The organism is Paraburkholderia sp. MM5482-R2 (assembly GCF_050436125.1).
GTDB classification, from domain to species: Bacteria; Pseudomonadota; Gammaproteobacteria; order Burkholderiales; family Burkholderiaceae; genus Paraburkholderia; species Paraburkholderia tuberum.
The window spans coordinates 2,686,005-2,704,408 of the sequence record NZ_JBNDLP010000003.1 but is presented as its reverse complement, the minus strand read 5'-3'; the positions used below and the strand labels follow the sequence as shown (position 1 = coordinate 2,704,408).

Sequence of the window (18,404 nt, the reverse complement as noted above, 5' to 3'; positions counted from 1 at the left end):
GCGTGGGTGTGTGGGAGTTTGGATGGATTGTCACAGGAGGTCGAAGTGAAAGTCGCTATTGTTCACGATTGGCTGGTAGTGTCCGGCGGCGCCGAGAAAGTATTGAAGAACATCATCGAGTGCTTCCCGGATGCGGATGTCTTTTCGATTGTCGATTTTCTCGAAGACCGCGATTGCGTGAAGGGGAAGTCCGTCAACACGTCATTCATCCAGAAGATGCCGTTTGCGCGAAGACGATACCGCGCCTATCTACCGTTGATGCCGATTGCGATCGAGCAGGTGGATCTGTCAGGCTACGACCTCGTCATTTCGAGCTCGCACGCGGTCGCGAAAGGCGTGTTGACCGGGCCGAACCAGATGCATATCAGCTACATTCATTCGCCGATCCGCTATGCGTGGGATCTGCAACATCAGTACCTGCGTGAATCCCATCTCGACACAGGGCTGCGCTCCGCGTTGGCGCGCGTGCTGCTTCATTACATTCGAGGCTGGGATTCGCGCTCCGCGAACGGCGTCGATCATCTCGTCGCGAATTCTCAGTTCATTGCGCGGCGTATCAGAAAGGCCTATCAGCGCGAATCGACCGTGATCTATCCGCCGGTCGACCTGGTGAACATGCCTATTGGTACGGAGAAAGAGGATTTCTACGTGACGGCGTCGCGGATGGTGCCTTATAAGCGTATCGATCTGATCGTTCAGGCCTTTTCGCAAACGCCTGAACGCAAGCTGGTCGTGATCGGCGACGGTCCCGAGATGAAGAAGATCAAAGCGGTGGCCGGCGACAACGTCCAGATTCTCGGGCATCAGCCGTCCGATGTGCTGGTCGATCATTTGCGGCGCGCGCGCGCGTTCGTGTTCGCGGCGGAAGAAGACTTCGGCATTTCGGTGGTCGAAGCGCAGGCATGCGGCACGCCGGTGATCGCCTTCGGCCGTGGTGGCGCGCTGGAATCAGTGGTGGGATTGCCGCTCGAGCGACCCACCGGGGTTTTCTTCGGTGAGCAAAGCACCGCGTCGTTGCTCGAAGCCGTTACCCGGTTCGAGAGCAACGCAGCCCTATTCGACGCACGCGTGTGCCGCAGGAATGCCGAGCGGTTTTCGTCGGAAAACTTCAAGAAGGCCCTGATGGGCTTCGTCGACGCGCGGCTTCCGTATGCGTGCGTCGAACAGTTTCTTCCCTATGCGCCGAGTCAGTCGCTGCCGGCCGAAGAACGTCATCTTGCCGACGTTACGCCCTGAGTCGGGCGCTGGGGCACGGGCTGCGCAGCTCGCGTGCCCACGATGCCCGCCTTGCGCGCTCCGCGCGGGCCGGGCCTGAATGCGGTGGCCGCCAGCGGACGCGCGGCTAGCAGCAGCGAGATCACCAGAGAAAGAATCAATACATTCGAGGGCGAAACGAGCCGATGCTCGGTTGCCGACATCACCAGCAGGCAAACCGACGAAATCTCCACGAAGCGGAACGCCGCGAACTGGCGGCCGCCCTCGACCAACGCGGCATACGCCGCCCCCTGCCTGCTCCACTCGATCAATCTCCAGAAGAACGCGAGGATCAGCGTCAAGCCCACTACGCCGAGCTCGGCGAGGATATTCAGATACGAGTTGTGAGCGTGCGAGTCGCTGTGCTCGATCACTATGTCGGACGGCACCGCGAACAGATGGAAGTACGAGGTGAGGCTGCCGATGTGGTCGTCGAAGGAGCCGAAGCCGAGACCGACGAGCGGGCTTTGCACGAAATACGCGAGCGCTCGCGGCCACAACCACTCGTAGCGAATGTCGAGGTTGTTGACCTTGGCGTCATTGGCGTGAATCGCGAACGTATAGCCCATGTAGTCGACGTTCGGCTGGGTATGGTAGATCGCGACGGCGACCGAGGCGAGCAGCAGCACGGCTATCAGCGTGCCGAGCATCCAGCGCTTGCGGCCAAAGTACAGATAGGGCAGAACGGCCGCCGCGCCAAGCAGCGAGCCACGGCTGTAGGTCGAAAACAGCATCAGCACATTGCAGGCGAGCAGCGCGATCAGCAGCTTGCTGCGTTTTTGCAGGTAGCACGCTATGCCGAGACAGAACAGCATCGCCAGGAAGCCGCCGGCTGCGTTGCGCGCAATGAAGTAGCTGCCGAAACTGTCGGCCGGATTAACGAAGATGCTGAACAGCCCGTTCGTGGCGATGTAGTAGACGTACATCGGCAGATTGACGACGACCGCGAAAATGAACAGCGCACGCAGTACCTTGTGCAGATCCCAGCGGTGCGCATACACGAAACCGGCAAAAATGGGCGCATAGGAAATGAAAAAATTGCCGTCGCGCCGATAAAAGTCGAAGTCGAGGAACGACTGCGGATCATAGAGCAGCGTCGAGACGGTCGCGAGCACCGTGAAAGCGGTAAGCGGCGCGATGAACGCGGGATAACTGCGGCCGTAAAAGCGCCATGCCAGCAATAGCAACGGGACAAAGCCGATCGCACTGATGGGCACGAAATTCGTGACCGTCAGGAAAAGTGCGACTAGCGAAATATAGGCCATTGCAACTCCAGAAAAACGAATGGCGCGCCGGTTGGGGTTGTGCCCATGCGCTGGATGATGGCGAGATTGGAACAGCGGAAAACTCACAGTGTGGGCCGCGCGGGGATCACACCGCTGTTTATCTTTGACATGAATGCCACGGGACGTTCATTAAACGGTAGCACGTGTCGCTGCTTATTTCCAATCGTGCGCCCTGCAATAGAAGTGCAAGCTCGTTCGCAAGCTTGTTAAATCCAGTCCGCGAGCACCGCCAAAACTTCCGCGCTTCGCGCCAGATGGGCTGCGTCGCAATCTGGTCTAACTATGATGAATTCATCGGGGCACGATGTCGACTAGATCCGATGCAGGTCGTTTGCCGCATTCGATCTTTCGTTTCAATCGTTTTCCGGTCGTCGTTGTCGAGCAGACCATTGCGATTCGGCCAGTCGTTTCCGTACTTCCCGATCGAGCCGGATTCGCCGTAGGCGCATGCATCTTTCACTGCGAACCGAACTACTGGTCTGGTCCGTTTGACGCGCACGCCCTGTCATGAATCACATCAGACGGTATTTGCGTGGATCGCGGCACACCGCGTTATGCGGTGTCCTCGAGGGAAACGCGTTCCCGAGCCGGTTTCAATGCGAAGGAGTGAGCGATGGGCAAGGTTACCGCGGCAGCAGCCGCAGCGGATGTCGAAACGATACGACAGGATTCTGCCGAGGCGGAGTTGCCGACGCTCGTGCAGGTGATTCTCGCCGGTGGTTCCGGCACCCGGTTGTGGCCGGTGTCGCGCGAACAGTTTCCAAAACAACTGATCGACGTGATCGGCAATCAGACTTTGCTGCAAGCAACCATGGGGCGCATGGCGGGTTTTGATGGCGCATGGAACGTCGCGGCCGATCCCGTGATCGTCTGCGGAACCGAACATTATTTCGCCACTTACGAGCAGGCGCGCGAGATCGGCGTGACCGCGCGGATCGTGGTCGAACCCGCGCGTCGCGATACGGCGCCGGCATTGACGCTTGCCGCGTTGACGGCATGCGCGGAAGACGAAGACGCCATTCTGGTCGCAATGCCCGCCGACCATGCGATCGCGAATCTCGAAGCGCTTCACCACGCGCTGGACATCGCCGCGAGGCATGCGCGCGATGGCGCGATCGTCACGCTAGGCGTACCGCCCGAACGGCCCGACACGGGCTTCGGTTATATCCGGCTCGGCGACGCGTTGCCAGACGGCGCGCGCCGCATCGAGCGCTTCGTCGAGAAGCCCGCGACGGAACTCGCGGCCCAGTACGTCGCGTCGGGCAATTACTGGTGGAATAGCGGCATCTTCGTCGTGCGAGCGTCGGTTTGGCTCTCCGTCATCGAGCAGTTTCAGCCGGACATGCACGCGGCCTGCGTTCAGGCATACCGCGACGCGAAGAAGACTGAAGAATGCATCATGCCGGACGCCGAGGGGTTCCTGGGTTCGCCGTCCGACTCGATCGACTATGCGGTGATGGAACAGCTTGGCAAACCGGAGTCGGCGTTTTCCGGCGTGGTGGTGCCGCTCGAAGCAGGCTGGTCCGATCTCGGCTCGTGGGATGCCGTATGGCAAGCGATGGAGAAGGACGACTGCGGCAACGCGGCCAGCGGGCGCGTGCTGTTCGAAGGGGCCACCGCGACCTACGCACGCTCGCAAGGAGGCAGGCTTCTCGCCTGCGTCGGCACCAACAACATGATCGTGATCGAGACCGACGACGCGGTGCTCGTCGCGGATCGCTCGCATGTGCAGGATATCAAGGGACTCGTGTCGCGGATCAGGGCCGAGAAGTCGCCGGAGGCCGATGCGCACAGAAAAGTGCGTCGCCCCTGGGGCTTTTACGACTCGATCGATCATGGCGAGCGCTTTCAGGTGAAGCGCATCGTCGTGATGCCCGGCGGCCGTCTGTCGTTGCAGATGCATCATCATCGCGCCGAGCATTGGGTCGTGGTGTGTGGAACCGCACACGTCACGCGCGGGCAAGAGCAGTTTCTTCTTGGCGAAAACGAATCGACCTATATCCCGTTGGGTGTTCGCCATCGGCTCGAAAATCCGGGCCGCGTGCCGCTGCAGATCATCGAGGTGCAGTCGGGTACTTATCTCGGCGAAGACGACATCGTTCGTTTCGACGACAAGTACGGGCGTTGTGGCTGATGCGACGGAGTCGACCTGCTACGTCCTATGAGGGGGCTGTGATGCGATTGCTGACTGGTCTACTGGCGAGAGCGTTCGACGTCGCGATGATCGTGGCTGGGGCATTTGCGGCCTCCCAGATCCGCTTCGACGGCGGCTCGCAACGGAGCTTTTATTTCGCCTTCGTCGCTTTTGCCGCGGCGTTCGCTCTCGCGGTCTTTCCGGCGCTCGGCGTCTACCAATCGTGGCGTGGCCGCTCGAAAAGAGTGCTGGCGAGCCAGGTGGCGCTCGGCTGGCTCGTCGTGCAGGCCTGCGCGATGGTGCTGATGTTCTCGCTGCACCGGATCGATTTCGTGTCGCGACTCTGGTTCGTGTACTGGACCGGCATTTCGGGCGCGGCAATGATGGCCGGCCGGCTGGTCACGCATGCGTTGCTTGGGCGCATGCGTCATGCGGGGATGAACTTGCAGCAGGTCGCGGTGGCGGCGTGCGGCGAACATTGCGACGAGATCATCCATAAGATCGAGACGTCGCCCGCGGCCGGCTTTCGCGCGAATGCGCTGTATAACCTGCACCCCGGCTGCTGCATTGCGCCGCGCTCGTCGGTGCAGGTCTTCGAAGAACAGGGTGCGTTCGCTCGCTACGTGCGCGAACAGCAGATCGGCGAAGTGTGGCTGGCGCTGCCGCTCACCGAGGAGCGCGCGATTCTCAAGCTGGTGGCGGAGTTTCGCAACGACCTGATCAATGTGCGCTTCATGCCCGACGTGCGCTCGCTTGCGCTGTTCGAAGGCAGCATGACCGAGTTGCTCGGCTTGCCGACGATCAATCTTGCCGCGTCGCCGCTGCCGCCGAAGGCGTTGGTGCAAAAAGACCTGTTCGATCGTCTGTTCGCGCTCGTCGCGTTGATCGCGATCTCGCCGATACTGCTGGGCTGCGCGATCGCCGTCAAACTGAGTTCGCGCGGGCCGGTGTTCTTCACGCAGTGTCGCAAAGGCGCCGACGGCCGCGTATTTACGATCTACAAGTTCCGCACGATGCGCCTGCACGAGCAGAAGCCGGGCATTCTCGAACAGGCCACGCGCGACGATCCACGCATCACGACCGTCGGCGCGTTCCTGCGCCGCACGAGTCTCGACGAACTACCGCAGTTCTTCAACGTGTTGCGCGGCGATATGTCGGTGGTGGGGCCGCGCCCGCATGCGCTGGAACACGACGATCTCTATCAGAACATCGTATCGGGCTATATCCACCGTTATCGGATCAAACCCGGCATTACCGGGTGGGCGCAGATCAACGGCTATCGCGGCGAAACCGATCGTCTGGAAAAGATGGAGGGCCGCGTCGCACACGATCTGTACTACCTGCGCAACTGGTCGTTCTGGCTCGACATGAAGATCATTCTGGCCACGATTTTCAAGGGGCTTCATCATCCAAACGCGTACTGAGCATGATGCTATCCGGAGTTGAAAATATAGTAAGACGATCTGCGAAGCGGGTCTCGCTTTACCGCTTTCACCACGATCACGAATTGCAGGCGAGAAAAATATTGGAGCGACTCGAAAGCAGGTATGGCAAGACCGATCCGAACAAGCTGCGGCTCGCGGACACCTATGCGCGAGACGTGTTCGGCGACCCGGTCTACGCACCCTGGCTGCGCGTTTATACCGCGTTTTGCGGCACCTTCAAGGAAGGCTGGATTCCGGACAACTACTACGGCATCGTCGTCGTGCCGCAAATGCAAGGCTGGTACGGCAAGATTTCGAGCCTCAAGCCGATTTCACGGCTGATCTTCGACGGCGACGAATTGCCGGACGTCGCGTACTTTGCCAATGGGCTGTTCTTTACCGACAAAGGCGTCGTGGTGCCCGAGCGCGATCTGACAGACGTCGTGTTCGAGCATACCGAACGCGTCGTATTCAAGCTCGACGGTTCCGGACAGGGCAACGGTGTCTACTTCTTCGACCGTGCCAACTTCGACCCCGCGGTCATCAGGTCGCTCGGCAATGGCGTGATTCAGACGTTCATCAACCAGCACAGTCTGTTCGCTACGTTTGCTGCGAAGCCGGTGGCGACATTGCGCTTCACGACCGTGGTGGACGAGGCCGGTCGCATTTCCATTCGGGCCTGCTACTTGCGACTCGGCAGAGCGGACGATACGCATGTGCTGAGCGATCGCGAGATATGCGTGCCGGTCGAACTCGAAACGGGCGAACTGTGCGACGAGGGGTATATGAGCGATTGGGCCGCGGTGGACGCGCATCCAGACTCGGGCGCGCGCTTTGCGGGCCTGAAGATCCCATGTTTCGAGAAATGCGTGGCCACCGTGCTACGCCTGCACAGGAAGATTCCGTTTGCGCGCTGCATCGGCTGGGATCTCGCGGTCGACGCGAACGGCCAGGTCAAGGTGATGGAGTGGAACGGCAAGCACAACGACGTCAAATTCAGCGAGGCGACGCAAGGCCCGTGCTTCGCTGATCTGAACTGGGAACGGCTGAGGGCCGAACCTGAGTTTGCACGGCTGTCACTGGGCTGATCGGGCAGGCCAAAAAAACGTAGTGGGAGACGCGACGTGAGCGAACAGTTATGGTGCGTCCATATCGAAGGACTGAACGACTTCATTGCCGTGGATTCGGAGGAATCGGCGCGGTACGAGGCGTCGCAGATCAATGCGTATATCGATCGCGCCGACAGAAGCTCGCGCGCCGCCCGCTTGCGCGCGGTGGTGGTCGAATGGCCGTATGGCGCGGACGCTCACGCAAGAGCGCTCGATGACGACTGGCACGATCTGCAACGTATGCCACACAGACAGCAGGCCGTCGCGCGGTCCGGCGGCCCGTTGTCGAATCCGCGCGACGCGTTAGAGAACTGCTGAGCGTCGCGCGCACGGGGAAGGACGATGCGTGAAGCGCGGCTATGGCAAACCGCGTTATGCGGGCAGTGGCACGTCCTCGATCAGATCAGCCGAGAGGCTTCCCAACCGACGACTGACACCGGCGGGCGCGGCAGCGGTTCTCGCTGGCACTGACCGGCGTCGATCACTGACGGAGAAGGCGGCTCAATGCCGTCTTTTCTTGTTGAGCGGCGATACCGGAAAGATGGACCCGAAAATCAGATACCCGCAACGATTGTGAGTATCTGTAAAAACGGTTTTATCTCAGATTAAAGTCATTGACTGTGATTCGTTTTAGATGGTTAATTCGTCGGGTGTGTTCTGGAAAACCAGCAGAGGTCAAATGGAGCAACAGAAACAGGAAGACGCCGGGGGCAAGGAAGAATGCCAGCTTTGCCGCGTGACATATTCAATATATTCAAACTTCCCGCCAATGCCGTCCGCCATGGCTCTGAACGTCGAAACCGGCGAATGGTTTCGGCTGGATAGGCTTCGGTCGTATTCAAACGGTTACGATATGGCCGAAGCCCTCGGTTACGCATGGGCGTGCGATTGCCGCGGACGCAAGGCAGCGCCAGAGCCAGCGTCGAAGCGTTTCACTCACGACGAGCAATACGCGCTCAAAGATCGCGACGGCAAACCGCTCGCTAATGTGCGTTACCGGATCATTCTTGACGGTGAGCGGGTGAAAACGGGAACTACGAATGCGCAAGGGGCAAACCGAGCGTATCGCGACCATTTTTGAATCGAGCTTGAGGTTTTATATTGCGGAGGCAATCAGGGATGAATGATTTTGATGATCGGAATAAATACGGGTTCAAGACCGACGAAAATGAAGAATGGTTCGAGGTACACACTGGTGCTCTTCATGAACGAGTGCCTTTCGTGGGCAGGAACGAATCCCGAACAGGCAATCGATAACGCTGACAGCATCGCCGGATACGTTATCTACAATGCGTAAACTTTACGTCATCATTTCGGCTCTGATATCGGGACATGTTTTTGCATGTATGCCTGGCGAGAATTTCGATATCTACTTTCCACCAAATAGTGCCGTTATCTCCGTTGATGAGGTTTTAAGGCTTGCTAAGGAAGCGCTGATCAATGGACCAACTGCCCAAGTTGCAGACGAGATGCCGTCGAATTTTCCGGATGACGAAGCGAATCGATGCTCAACTCGGTGAATTGGACGCGCAAACGAGGCTCCCTGCTCGCATTTTTTATACGCATGACGGATTGCTCCCATGGACCGATCGCGACAGATTTCGCGCAATCACCAGATTCGCAAGAGCGAACAGGCTGAACAGTTGCGCGGTGTTCTTGGCCAAGCCCTTGTATCGCGTCTTGCGATGGTGAAACAGGTTCTTGACGATATGGAATGGATGCTCAACCCGCGACCGGATCTGCGCCTTGGTTCGCTCGACCGCGATCACCAGGTTCTTCAGCGCCCCGTCCTGCATCGCCTTGATCTTTCCCCGCTTGGCAGCGACGTGCCACTTCACGGTCTTGCCCGCCATTTCCTCGCGCTTGTCTACGCCAATGTAGCCCGCGTCGGCGAACGCCTGCTCTTCATGTCCGTGCAGCAGGGCATGCGCTTGCGATACATCCGACACGTTGGCCGATGTGCCAACCACACTGTGGATCAGGCCCGAATCGGCATCGACGCCAATGTGGGCTTTCATTCCAAAGTGCCATTCGTTTCCCTTCTTCGTCTGATGCATTTCCGGGTCACGACTCTTCCCGGCGTTCTTGGTCGACGGCGGCGCTTCAATGATCGTTGCGTCAACCAGCGTGCCTTCCTTCATCATCAGCCCACGCTCGCACAGCGAGATGCCAATCTCGTCGAACAACTTCCGTGTCAGTTCGTGTTCGATCAGCAGGCGCCGGAATTTCAACAGCGTGGTCGCATCAGGCACGTTCTCAACTGCCAGATCGATGCCGGCGAAGGCTCGCAGCGCGATGCTGTCATACAGCGCGTCTTCCAGTCCTTCGTCCGACAGCCCGTACCACTGTTGCAGGAAGTAGATTCGCAGCATTCGCTCCAGGCCAATCGGCGGGCGGCCTCGCGTGCCCTTCGGATAGTGCGGCTCGATTGCCGACAGCAAGCGCTGCCACGGAACGACCTTCTCCATCTCGGCGAGGAAGCGTTGGCGCCTCGTCACTCGCTTCTTGCCTGCAATTTCCGCTTCGGCGAAGCCGATCTGCCTCTTCATCAGTGTGAGTCTGTTCCGTGAGTTGCCTTCTATAACGTCCTCAGCTACGCCAACGATGACCACCGAGCTGAATAAATCAGCGCTTCCCTAACTGGGTAGTCGATCAAAAGATTACATATGCGAATCACAAAACCAGGGAAACAACGCTAGTAAGTGGGCATGCTGAGGAACGCGAACAGAACGCAACCCAGTTGGCCCAAGCTCGCCTGATAGCGGGTAAAGCGGTGCTGGATCAATTTGGCTTCTTGCGTGGAACGGTAAAGACCAGTTCGCGCGTCTATTCGAAGAACGATGTCGAAAACGGCCGGCGTGTTGAAATATCGTTTGAGCCCGATTGTCCTAACAAGTGTTGTACGGGTCAATAGCGCTTACATCCAATGTGCGTTAAGTTGTGATTGAGTCGATCCGCCGCGTGCGGTCGACGCCGCCGCGTGCCGAGCAGTTCGTCGAGCGAGCGGATCTGCTGGCTCAGCGCGGGCTTCGCGGTATGCAGCCGCTTCTCGGCGCGGCTGAAGTTGAGTACCTCCGCGAGAATGACGAAGCACTGTAGAGCCCCGAGGTTCATGCTGGGCAAGAGCGAGCACAACCAGTGCGGGGTGCGAGGCAACAGAGGCGGAACCCGCCGTGGTGGTGGCGGGTCCGGGATCATTGTTTCGGCGGGAGCGGCGCGAAATGATCCCCGTCACGATGATTGGTGACGACGTAGCCATCTCGCTTGCGTATCTTCAGGAAGAACAGCACCGGTGCGGTAGCCGGATCGCCACCGCATTCGGGGGTGTGTTTCTCATGAACCCCGACGATGAAATAGCGCTTCTCATCGGATACGTCGAACATCAGGCATTGGGTGCGGTTGGAGGATAGATGGTGGCTCTGGGTAACTTTCGCTGCCCGGTCCGCTGCCTGATCCGCTGTGGCGGTCGTCTGCCCCGATGCCATTGCGTGCACGCTGGCGAGAAGCGGAGCGAAGGTCACCAATCGTGTCCTCAAGGTTTTGTCTGTTCTACCGGACGTCATATTGATCGAGATGGCGTGAGCGAATGATGCTGATCAGTTTTGCGCCGTACTGCGGGTCGGTCGCATGGAGCCCCAATCTATACCTGACAGTCAACGCTCGGCTATGGGCGAAGGATGAAAGCGATAACCTCCAGTGATCGCTGTATCCAAACAATTCATTGGTCAACTATCACCCGGCTTCTGATAATGTGCGCACAAAACAGGCCATAGCGGACGCCACCGTCAGAGCATCGGCGCGGGCTCACGCGACAATCCGGAGGAGACGATGCTGCGACCCAAGGTCAGCCGGGCGGTTCTCGCACTCATGTGCGCGATGTCGTTCATCTTGTATCTCGATCGCGTCAACCTGTCGGCGGCGGCCGGGCTGATCCGCGACGATCTGCATCTGAGCAATACCAACGTCGGCCTCGTGTTCGCCGCGTTCGCATACACGTACGCGCTGTGCCAGGTGATCGGCGGCTGGGTCAGCGACCGCTTCGGCGCGAAGCTCACGCTCGTGACCTGCGCAAGCATCTGGATCGTCGCGACGGTCGCGACCGGTCTCGCGGGCGGGCTCGCGTCGCTGTTCGGCGCGCGGCTGCTGCTCGGCATCGGCGAAGGCGCGGCGCTGCCCGCGCAGGCGCGGGCGCTGACCAACTGGTTCCCCTCGAACCGGCGCGGCTACGTGCAAGGCCTCACGCATTCGTTCTCGCGGCTCGGCAATGCGATTACGCCGCCGCTGATCGCGCTGCTGGTCGCGTATTCGTCGTGGCGGGTGTCGTTTCTCGCGGTCGGCGCGCTGACGTTCGTGTGGGTCGTGGTCTACGCATGGTATTTCACCGACGACCCGCGCAAGCATCGCCATATGACCGCGGAGCAGGAAACGCAATTGCCGCCGGTCCGTCAATTCGCGGTCGAAGCGACGCGCGAGCCCACGCCGTGGCGGCGTCTGCTCAAACGCATCGCACCAACGATGCTCGTCTACTTCTGCTACGGCTGGACCGGCTGGCTGTTCTTCACCTGGCTGCCCACGTTCTTCATGCACGGTCGCGGCCTCGATCTGAAAAGCTCGGCGATGTTCTCCGCGGGCGTGTTTCTGTCCGGCGTGGTCGGCAATACCGCGGGCGGCGTGCTCAGCGACCGCGTGTTGAAGCGTACGCGCAACGTCGTCGCGGCGCGCCGCAACGTGATCATCTGCGCGTTTCTCGGCGCTTTGGTGTTCCTCGCGCCGGTGATGGTCGTGAAGTCGCTGCCGGTCATGGCAGCGTGCATGAGCCTGTCGTTCTTCTTCCTCGAAATGACGATCGGGCCGATCTGGGCCGTGCCGATGGACATCTGCCCGCGGCACGTCGGTGTCGCGAGCGGGCTCGTGAATGCGGGCTCGGCGGTTGCGGGGATTTTCACGCCGATCGTGTTCGGCCTGATCGTGGACCGCACGGGTAGCTGGACGCTGCCGTTCGCGGGCTCGCTCGGACTGCTCGCGCTCGGCATCGTCGCGACCTTCTTCATGCGGCCGGATATTCCGCTCGACGCGGCTCGCGCTCACCCGGATCTCGCGGACATCAATGCGGGCGGCGAATTGCGCTTCGCAGAAAACCTCACGCCGCGCGAATCGAATCGATGACCAGTTGCATCGCCGGCGTGATGCGCCGGTTTCTGCGCAGAATCAGCCCATACGGTGCGAGCCGGCCGCGTAGCGGCGTCGCGATCGCGGCGATCGCATCGAGCGCGACGTAGTACTGCGCGACCGAACTCGGCAGCACGGCGAGCATGTCCGAGTCGCGCAGCAACGACAGCGTGGTCAGAATCGACGACGTCTCGACCGTGCTGACCGGCGGCGCAACGCGCGACTCGCGAAACGTTTGATCGATGACCTGGCGCATCGGGCTCGGATGCGGCTGGATGATCCACGGATAGCGCGCGAGGTCCGTGAGCTTCGGCCGCGTGCCCGTTTGCTTGCCTGTTTTCACGGCCGGATGATCGGGCCGCACGACGATCGACAGCGCCTCTTCCGCCAACGTCTCGAAGCTCAGATCGAGCGCCGGAAAACCATCGGGAATCCGGCCAATCATGATATCGAGCTGATCCTGTTGCAGCGACTGCACGAGCACGTCGCTGGTGTCGATCGTGACCGCCATCTGCAGGCGCGGGTGCGCTTCCTTCAGCTTGACGATCGTGTGCGTCAGCAATTCGGGCGACGGCGCCATCACCGCGCCGATGCGCACCTTGCCGATGTCGCCGGCCTCGATGCCGGCCAACTCCTCGCGCAGCTCGTCGAGATCCTGGAACACGACGCGCGCATAGCGCATCACGGCCTCGCCGAAGATCGTCGGCTCCATGCCGCGCGCATGGCGCACGAACAGCGATACGCCGAGCGTGTCCTCCAGTTCCTGCAAGGCCTTGGTCGCGGCGGGCTGGGTCATCGCGAGATCGTCGGCGGCACGCCGCAGCGATTCCGTTTCCGACAGCGCGACCATCAGTTGCAGATGACGCAGGCGCAAGCGTTTGCGAATGGTGGAGGCGGGCGGGATCATGAGCGATAACTTTAGCGAATCGACCGATTCGAATTATTCAGTGGTCAGTTATCGGATAGTTTCGCACACTAGCGGTTATCGCAGGACGGCCAATCGCAACGCCGTTCGCGTTGACAAGACAAAACCGGAGACGACGCATGACGATGACCGCGAGCCCCGCGCTCGACAGCGCGATTACCAAAGCGCGCACGAGGCTGCTGCCTTTTCTGATCCTGATGTACGTACTGGCGTTCATCGACCGCGCGAACGTCGGCTTCGCGAAGAACGTGCTGCAGGCCGACACGGGCTTGAGCGATGCGGCGTTCGCGTTCGGCGCCGGCATTTTCTTCGTCGGCTATGCGGTGTTCGAAGTACCGAGCAACTTGCTGATGTACCGCTTCGGCGCGCGCATCTGGATGAGCCGCATCATGGTCACGTGGGGCATCGTGTCCGCGTGCACCGCCTTCGTCGACAGCGCCACGAGCTTCTATGTGCTGCGCACGCTGCTCGGCATCGCCGAAGCCGGTTTCTTTCCCGGCATCATCCTGTCCCTGTCGAACTGGTTTCCCGCCAAAACGCGCTCGCAGACGATGGGCATGTTCTATTTCGGCTTCCCGCTCGCCCTCCTGCTCGGCAGCCCGATCTCGGGTCTGCTGCTCGATGCGGGCAATCCGTTCGGCATGCATCCGTGGCAATGGCTGTTCGTCGTCGAGGGGCTGGCGGCGTCGGTGGTGGGTGTCGTCGCTTACTTCTATCTGACCGACCGGCCCGTGCAGGCGCACTGGCTCGATGCCGAAGAGCGTGACGCGCTCGATCATGCGTTGCGCCAGGAAGACCGCCAGAAGCTCGCGCATGGTCCGGCTTCGGTGCTCGCGGCGCTGCGCGATTCGCGCGTACTGTTCTGCGGCCTGATCTACTTCGCGGTGCAGATGAGCGTGTACGGCGTCGTGTTCTATCTGCCAACCCGCATCGCCGGGCTCGCAAGCGGCGGCCATGTCGGCGTCGAGGTCGGAATGCTGACAGCGATTCCGTGGATCGCCGCGATCATCGGCACGTTCTGGGTGACGCGCTACGCCGACCGCCACGGTCATCACCGTATCTGGGCCGCGGCGATGCTCGCGCTCGCGGCGTTCGGCATTGCCGCGTCGGCGATGACGTCGTCGGTCACGCTTGCGATTGCCGCCTTCTGTTTCGCCGCCATCGGTTTCGTCTGCGTGCAGCCATTGTTCTGGACGCTGCCCACCGGTTATCTGGGCGGCGCCGCGGCCGCGGGCGGCATCGCGTTGATCAATTCGATCGGCAATCTGGGCGGCTTCGTCGCGCCGAATCTGAAGGGGCTGGCCGAGCGCGCGCTCGGCTCTTCGCAGGCGGGTATGTTCTCGCTCGCGGTGGTCGGCCTGATCGGCGCATTGCTGCTGCTGACGTTCCGCTTCGCCCCTGCCGCCTCCCATTCCGTCTCTCATCGCAGCGGCCCGCTCGGCGAACGCCCGGGCCACTGACTCTCTGATTCTCTGAAGGAAATCGTCGAACATGAAAATCAAGCATATCCGAACGCGTGTTTTCGAGTGGAAAGGCAAAGTCGTGCCGCCGCAAGCGCATTTCTGCACGAACGCGGTCGATATTCTGTACGAGCGTGGCGATGCGATGGGGTCGTTCCGCTTTCACGGCTGGCTCGTCGTCGAAGTCGAATGCGACGACGGCACCGTGGGCATCGGCAATTGCGCGCTCGCGCCGCGCATCGCGAAGCAGATCATCGACGAATACCTCGCGCCGATCGCGATCGGCGAAGACCCGTTCGACAACGAATACATCTGGCAGAAGATGTATCGCCGCACGCTCGCGTGGGGCCGCAAAGGCATCGGCATGGCGGCGATCTCCGCGATCGATATCGCGCTGTGGGACATCATGGGCAAGGCCGTGAAAAAGCCGGTGTTCAAGCTGCTCGGCGGGCGCACGAAAGAAAAGATCTGGTGCTATGCATCGAAGCTTTACAACAACGATGATCGCGACGCTTTCCTCGGCGAAGCGGAAAGCTATCTGGACAGCGGCTTCACCGCGATGAAGATGCGCTTCGGCTACGGTCCGAAAGACGGCCCGAAAGGCATGGCGAAGAACATCGAACAGGTGCGTCTGTTGCGTGAACTGGTCGGCGACGAAGTCGACATCATGCTCGAATGCTATATGGGCTGGACGCTCGAATACGCGCGCAGAATGCTGCCGCGCCTCGCCGAATTCAATCCACGCTGGATCGAGGAGCCGGTGATCGGCGACGACGTCGAAGGCTATCAGGAGTTGAAGAAGATGAACCTGATGCCGGTGTCGGGTGGCGAGCATGAGTTCACGAGCTATGGCTTCAAGGATCTGCTCGAACGCCGCGCGATCGACGTGATCCAGTACGACACGAATCGCGTGGGCGGGATCACGGCGGCGCGCAAGATCAACGCGATGGCCGAAGCGTGGTCGGTGCCGGTGATTCCGCATGCGGGACAGATGCACAACTATCATCTGACGATGTCGAGCACCGCGAGCCCGATGTCGGAGTTCTTCCCGGTGTTCGATGTCGAAGTTGGCAACGAATTGTTCTACTACATCTTCGAAGGCGAGCCGCAGCCGGAAAATGGCTATCTGCAACTGTCGGACGACGTGCCGGGTCTTGGCATCAAGTTGAGCGACAAGTATCTTGCCGACTTCAACATCGTCGAATGAGTGGACCGATCCGAGGAAAGCACATGAAGCCACGCATCGCAGTCCTTCTTGGCGACCCGGCCGGTATCGGTCCCGAGCTGATCGCGCGTCTGTTCGCGCAGCGGGCGAACCGCGCGCGCGCGGAGCTGCTGATCATCGGCGAGCGGCGCGAGCTCGAAACCGGCATGAAGATCGCGCAGCAGCGCTTCGATTACGACGTGGTCGAAGATGCGCATGCCGCGTTTCAACGCGACGGCGTGCCGTCGCTGATCGATTTCCGTCTGCCCGGCGATCAAGCTTTCGAGCGTGCGGTGGCGACCGAACACGGCGGCCGCTATAGTCTCGCCGCGTTCAGGCACGCGCTCGCGCTGACGCAAAGCAACGTCACCCAAGGCATGCTGTTCGCGCCGGTCAACAAGACCTCGCTGCATCTGGCCGGCATGGAAACCGGCGACGAGATGGAGTGGTTCGCGAAGCAGCTCGGCTACACGGGCAGCTTCTGCGAGTTCAACGTGCTCGACGAGCTATGGACTTCGCGCGTGACCTCGCATATGGCGTTGAAGGACGTCAGCGCGAAGTTGTCGGAGGAGCGCATCGTCGGCGCGGTGCGGCTGATTCACGAAGGCCTGAAGCGAGCCGGCCATCCGCAGCCGCGTATCGCGGTATGTGGTTTCAATCCGCACAACGGCGACAACGGCGCGTTCGGCCGCGAGGAGATCGACGTGATCGCGCCGGCCGTCGAGGCCGCGCGCAAGCTCGGCTACGACGCGCAGGGACCGTTTCCCGCCGACACGATCTTCGTGCGCGCGCGCGACCAGAAGGCCTTCGACGGCGTCGTCACGATGTACCACGATCAAGGCCAGATCGCGATGAAGCTGATGGGTTTCTGGCGCGGCGTAACCGTGCACGGCGGCTTGCCGATTCCGATCGCGACGCCCGCGCACGGCACCGCGTTCGACATCCACGGCCAGGGCAAGGCCGACGTCGGCGCGACGCAGAAGGCGTTCGACATCGTCACGCGGATGGCGACCGAGCGCGTGAACTAGGGCCTGTTCACGCTAATAACGGGCTTGCGCTGGCCGCCAGAAGGGCCGAGCGCAAGGATTGCGACGCAACGAATACTCGACGTATTCGCAAGGAGCATGACGCGGCGATCGGCCCTTCTGGCGGCCAGCCCCTTGAAGGTTTTTTAAAACAGGGGAACGTGCCTTTGCGCCCGTATTGCGGCGTCGGTCGTCGCTTGTTTGGCTCGGCCAAACGGCGCTCCTCTCTCCTTGCACTACGCGCGCAAATGCACGTTCGCAAGCCCGTTATTAGCGTGAACAGGCCCTAACGCGTCAGCGTTTCCTGCGCGGCCCGGTCGAGGCGCGCACCACGAGCTCGGGCGGTGGCCCGAGCACCATCGACGGCTGCCGCTCCGGCGTCTGGATCAAACGGATCAGGCTCTCGATGGAAAGCTCCGCGACAGCCGCGGTTTGAATCGCGACCGTGGTCAGCGCCGGATGCACCTGATGCGCGAGCTGAATGTCGGTGATGCCGATCACCGACACGTCGTCGGGAACCGAGCGGCCGAGCGTGATCAACGCCTGGATCGCGCCGATCGCGAGCAGGTCGTTGGTCGCGAAGATCGCGCTCAGTTGCGGGCGGTTCGCCATCAGTTCCATGCAGGCGGCGAAGCCGGCGTCGATCGAGTCGCGAATCTGCAGCACGGCGGCCGCATCGGCTTCGATGCCGGCCATGCGCATCGCGGCGCGAAAGCCGTTCGAGCGCGCGTCCTGCAAACCGCCGCAGCCGTCGCCGATCAGCAAGCCGATCTCGCGATGGCCGAGTCCGAGCAGATGCCCCGCGGCCAGCTCGCCGGCACGCGCGAAGTCGACTGCGATGCACGGTAGCTCGGGCGGCGACTCGGGGTGCTCCCACATGGCGAGCAGAATCGGCGCGCTATGCGTCGCAGACGCGCACAGGTCGTTGATCGTGATGTCCGTGTTCATCACGAGCACGCCGTCGGCGAGCGTGCCGGCAATCTGGTTCAGATATGCGCGGCCGATTTCGGCATCGTCGTCGGTATTGCAGACCATCAGGAAGTGGCCGGTCTTGCGCGCCGCGCGCTCGGCGGCGAGCACGAACTCCGGGTAAAACGGGTTCGAGATGTTCGACAGCATGAGCGCGAGCGTCGACGAACGGCCTTCGGCGAGCGCGCGCGCATTCAGGTTCGGCCGGTAGCCGAGTTCGGCGATCGCCTGCAGCACGCGCTCAGCCGTTTCAGGGCGGACTTTCTCGCGATTGCGCAGCACGTTGGAGACCGTGGCGGCGGTAACCTGCGCGCGTTTCGCGACTTCGGACAACGTGACCATGTCGAGTTATCCCATATTTAGGGAGGTCAATTCAAATGTTGCAAACGGCCTGCGACATTGCTAACTTTCTCAAAAACGTAACGGAGACATCCACCATGACTTT

The 18,404-nt window shown here is 61.0% G+C and carries 14 protein-coding genes and 2 pseudogenes; 10 read left to right on the top strand and 6 right to left on the bottom strand.

The features are described 5' to 3' along the window. Window positions 1-45: 45 nt before the first annotated feature. Window positions 46-1,236: a glycosyltransferase family 4 protein gene (locus OKW37_RS34385; RefSeq protein WP_429403594.1), complete on the top strand. Its 1,191-nt coding sequence runs from the start codon at window positions 46-48 to the stop codon at window positions 1,234-1,236. Here OKW37_RS34385 and OKW37_RS34380 read toward each other — a convergent pair. Further along, on the bottom strand, window positions 1,212-2,519 hold the full coding sequence (locus OKW37_RS34380; protein WP_429403593.1) for an O-antigen ligase family protein: 1,308 nt from the start codon (window positions 2,517-2,519) through the stop codon (window positions 1,212-1,214). The genes OKW37_RS34385 and OKW37_RS34380 overlap by 25 nt on opposite strands. Window positions 2,520-3,153: 634 nt before the next feature. On the opposite strand from OKW37_RS34380, the gene OKW37_RS34375 reads away from it, so the two are divergent. The 5 genes and pseudogenes from OKW37_RS34375 (at window position 3,154) to OKW37_RS34355 (ending at window position 8,288) form a co-directional block, all read left to right on the top strand. Further along, on the top strand, window positions 3,154-4,674 hold the full coding sequence (locus OKW37_RS34375) for a mannose-1-phosphate guanylyltransferase/mannose-6-phosphate isomerase (protein WP_429403592.1): 1,521 nt from the start codon (window positions 3,154-3,156) through the stop codon (window positions 4,672-4,674). Between the two features lie 41 nt (window positions 4,675-4,715). Next, window positions 4,716-6,098 (top strand): undecaprenyl-phosphate glucose phosphotransferase, encoded by a 1,383-nt coding sequence (locus tag OKW37_RS34370; protein ID WP_429510040.1) that lies wholly within the window; start codon window positions 4,716-4,718, stop codon window positions 6,096-6,098. Between the two features lie 2 nt (window positions 6,099-6,100). Beyond that, a complete protein-coding gene (locus tag OKW37_RS34365) occupies window positions 6,101-7,186 on the top strand; it encodes a sugar-transfer associated ATP-grasp domain-containing protein (RefSeq protein WP_429403591.1) in 1,086 nt (361 codons plus the stop codon). Between the two features lie 36 nt (window positions 7,187-7,222). Further along, window positions 7,223-7,557 (top strand): annotated as a pseudogene (locus OKW37_RS34360) (hypothetical protein). A gap of 329 nt (window positions 7,558-7,886) precedes the next feature. Further along, a complete protein-coding gene (locus tag OKW37_RS34355; RefSeq protein ID WP_184067495.1) occupies window positions 7,887-8,288 on the top strand; it encodes a hypothetical protein in 402 nt (133 codons plus the stop codon). Between the two features lie 475 nt (window positions 8,289-8,763). Here OKW37_RS34355 and OKW37_RS34350 read toward each other — a convergent pair whose 3' ends face one another. From OKW37_RS34350 to OKW37_RS34340, 3 genes and pseudogenes are all read right to left on the bottom strand, one after another. Then, window positions 8,764-9,756 carry an IS5 family transposase gene (locus tag OKW37_RS34350; protein ID WP_090812378.1) on the bottom strand — a complete coding sequence of 331 codons (993 nt, stop codon included), beginning with the start codon at window positions 9,754-9,756 and terminating at the stop codon, window positions 8,764-8,766. A 385-nt stretch (window positions 9,757-10,141) separates the two neighbouring features. Next, window positions 10,142-10,321, bottom strand: a pseudogene (locus OKW37_RS34345) (LysR family transcriptional regulator); the annotation flags it as partial. Window positions 10,322-10,401: 80 nt separating this feature from the next. Further along, window positions 10,402-10,728 (bottom strand): hypothetical protein, encoded by a 327-nt coding sequence (locus OKW37_RS34340; protein ID WP_429403590.1) that lies wholly within the window; start codon window positions 10,726-10,728, stop codon window positions 10,402-10,404. A 307-nt stretch (window positions 10,729-11,035) separates the two neighbouring features. Here OKW37_RS34340 and OKW37_RS34335 point away from each other — a divergent pair, with 307 nt between their 5' ends. Next, the gene (locus tag OKW37_RS34335; RefSeq protein WP_429403589.1) at window positions 11,036-12,373 is read left to right on the top strand and encodes an MFS transporter; all 1,338 of its coding nucleotides are present in this window, start codon (window positions 11,036-11,038) and stop codon (window positions 12,371-12,373) included. Here the strand turns inward: OKW37_RS34335 and OKW37_RS34330 are convergent. After that, window positions 12,348-13,283 (bottom strand): LysR family transcriptional regulator, encoded by a 936-nt coding sequence (locus OKW37_RS34330; protein ID WP_429352346.1) that lies wholly within the window; start codon window positions 13,281-13,283, stop codon window positions 12,348-12,350. The two genes, OKW37_RS34335 and OKW37_RS34330, sit on opposite strands and share 26 nt — an antisense overlap. Window positions 13,284-13,420: 137 nt before the next feature. Here OKW37_RS34330 and OKW37_RS34325 point away from each other — a divergent pair, with 137 nt between their 5' ends. From OKW37_RS34325 to OKW37_RS34315, 3 genes are read left to right on the top strand one after another with little or no spacing between them, the layout of a single operon-like run. Continuing rightward, a complete protein-coding gene (locus tag OKW37_RS34325; RefSeq protein WP_429403588.1) occupies window positions 13,421-14,761 on the top strand; it encodes an MFS transporter in 1,341 nt (446 codons plus the stop codon). 31 nt (window positions 14,762-14,792) lie between these two features. Beyond that, window positions 14,793-15,968 (top strand): L-rhamnonate dehydratase, encoded by a 1,176-nt coding sequence (locus OKW37_RS34320; RefSeq protein WP_090809205.1) that lies wholly within the window; start codon window positions 14,793-14,795, stop codon window positions 15,966-15,968. 23 nt (window positions 15,969-15,991) lie between these two features. Then, complete coding sequence (locus OKW37_RS34315) at window positions 15,992-16,993, top strand: 4-hydroxythreonine-4-phosphate dehydrogenase PdxA (protein ID WP_429403587.1); 1,002 nt, start codon at window positions 15,992-15,994, stop codon at window positions 16,991-16,993. A 291-nt stretch (window positions 16,994-17,284) separates the two neighbouring features. On the opposite strand, the gene OKW37_RS34310 is transcribed toward OKW37_RS34315, so the two are convergent. Continuing rightward, window positions 17,285-18,301, bottom strand: a complete 1,017-nt coding sequence (locus OKW37_RS34310; RefSeq protein ID WP_187619798.1) for a LacI family DNA-binding transcriptional regulator — start codon at window positions 18,299-18,301, stop codon at window positions 17,285-17,287. Window positions 18,302-18,404: the final 103 nt, after the last annotated feature.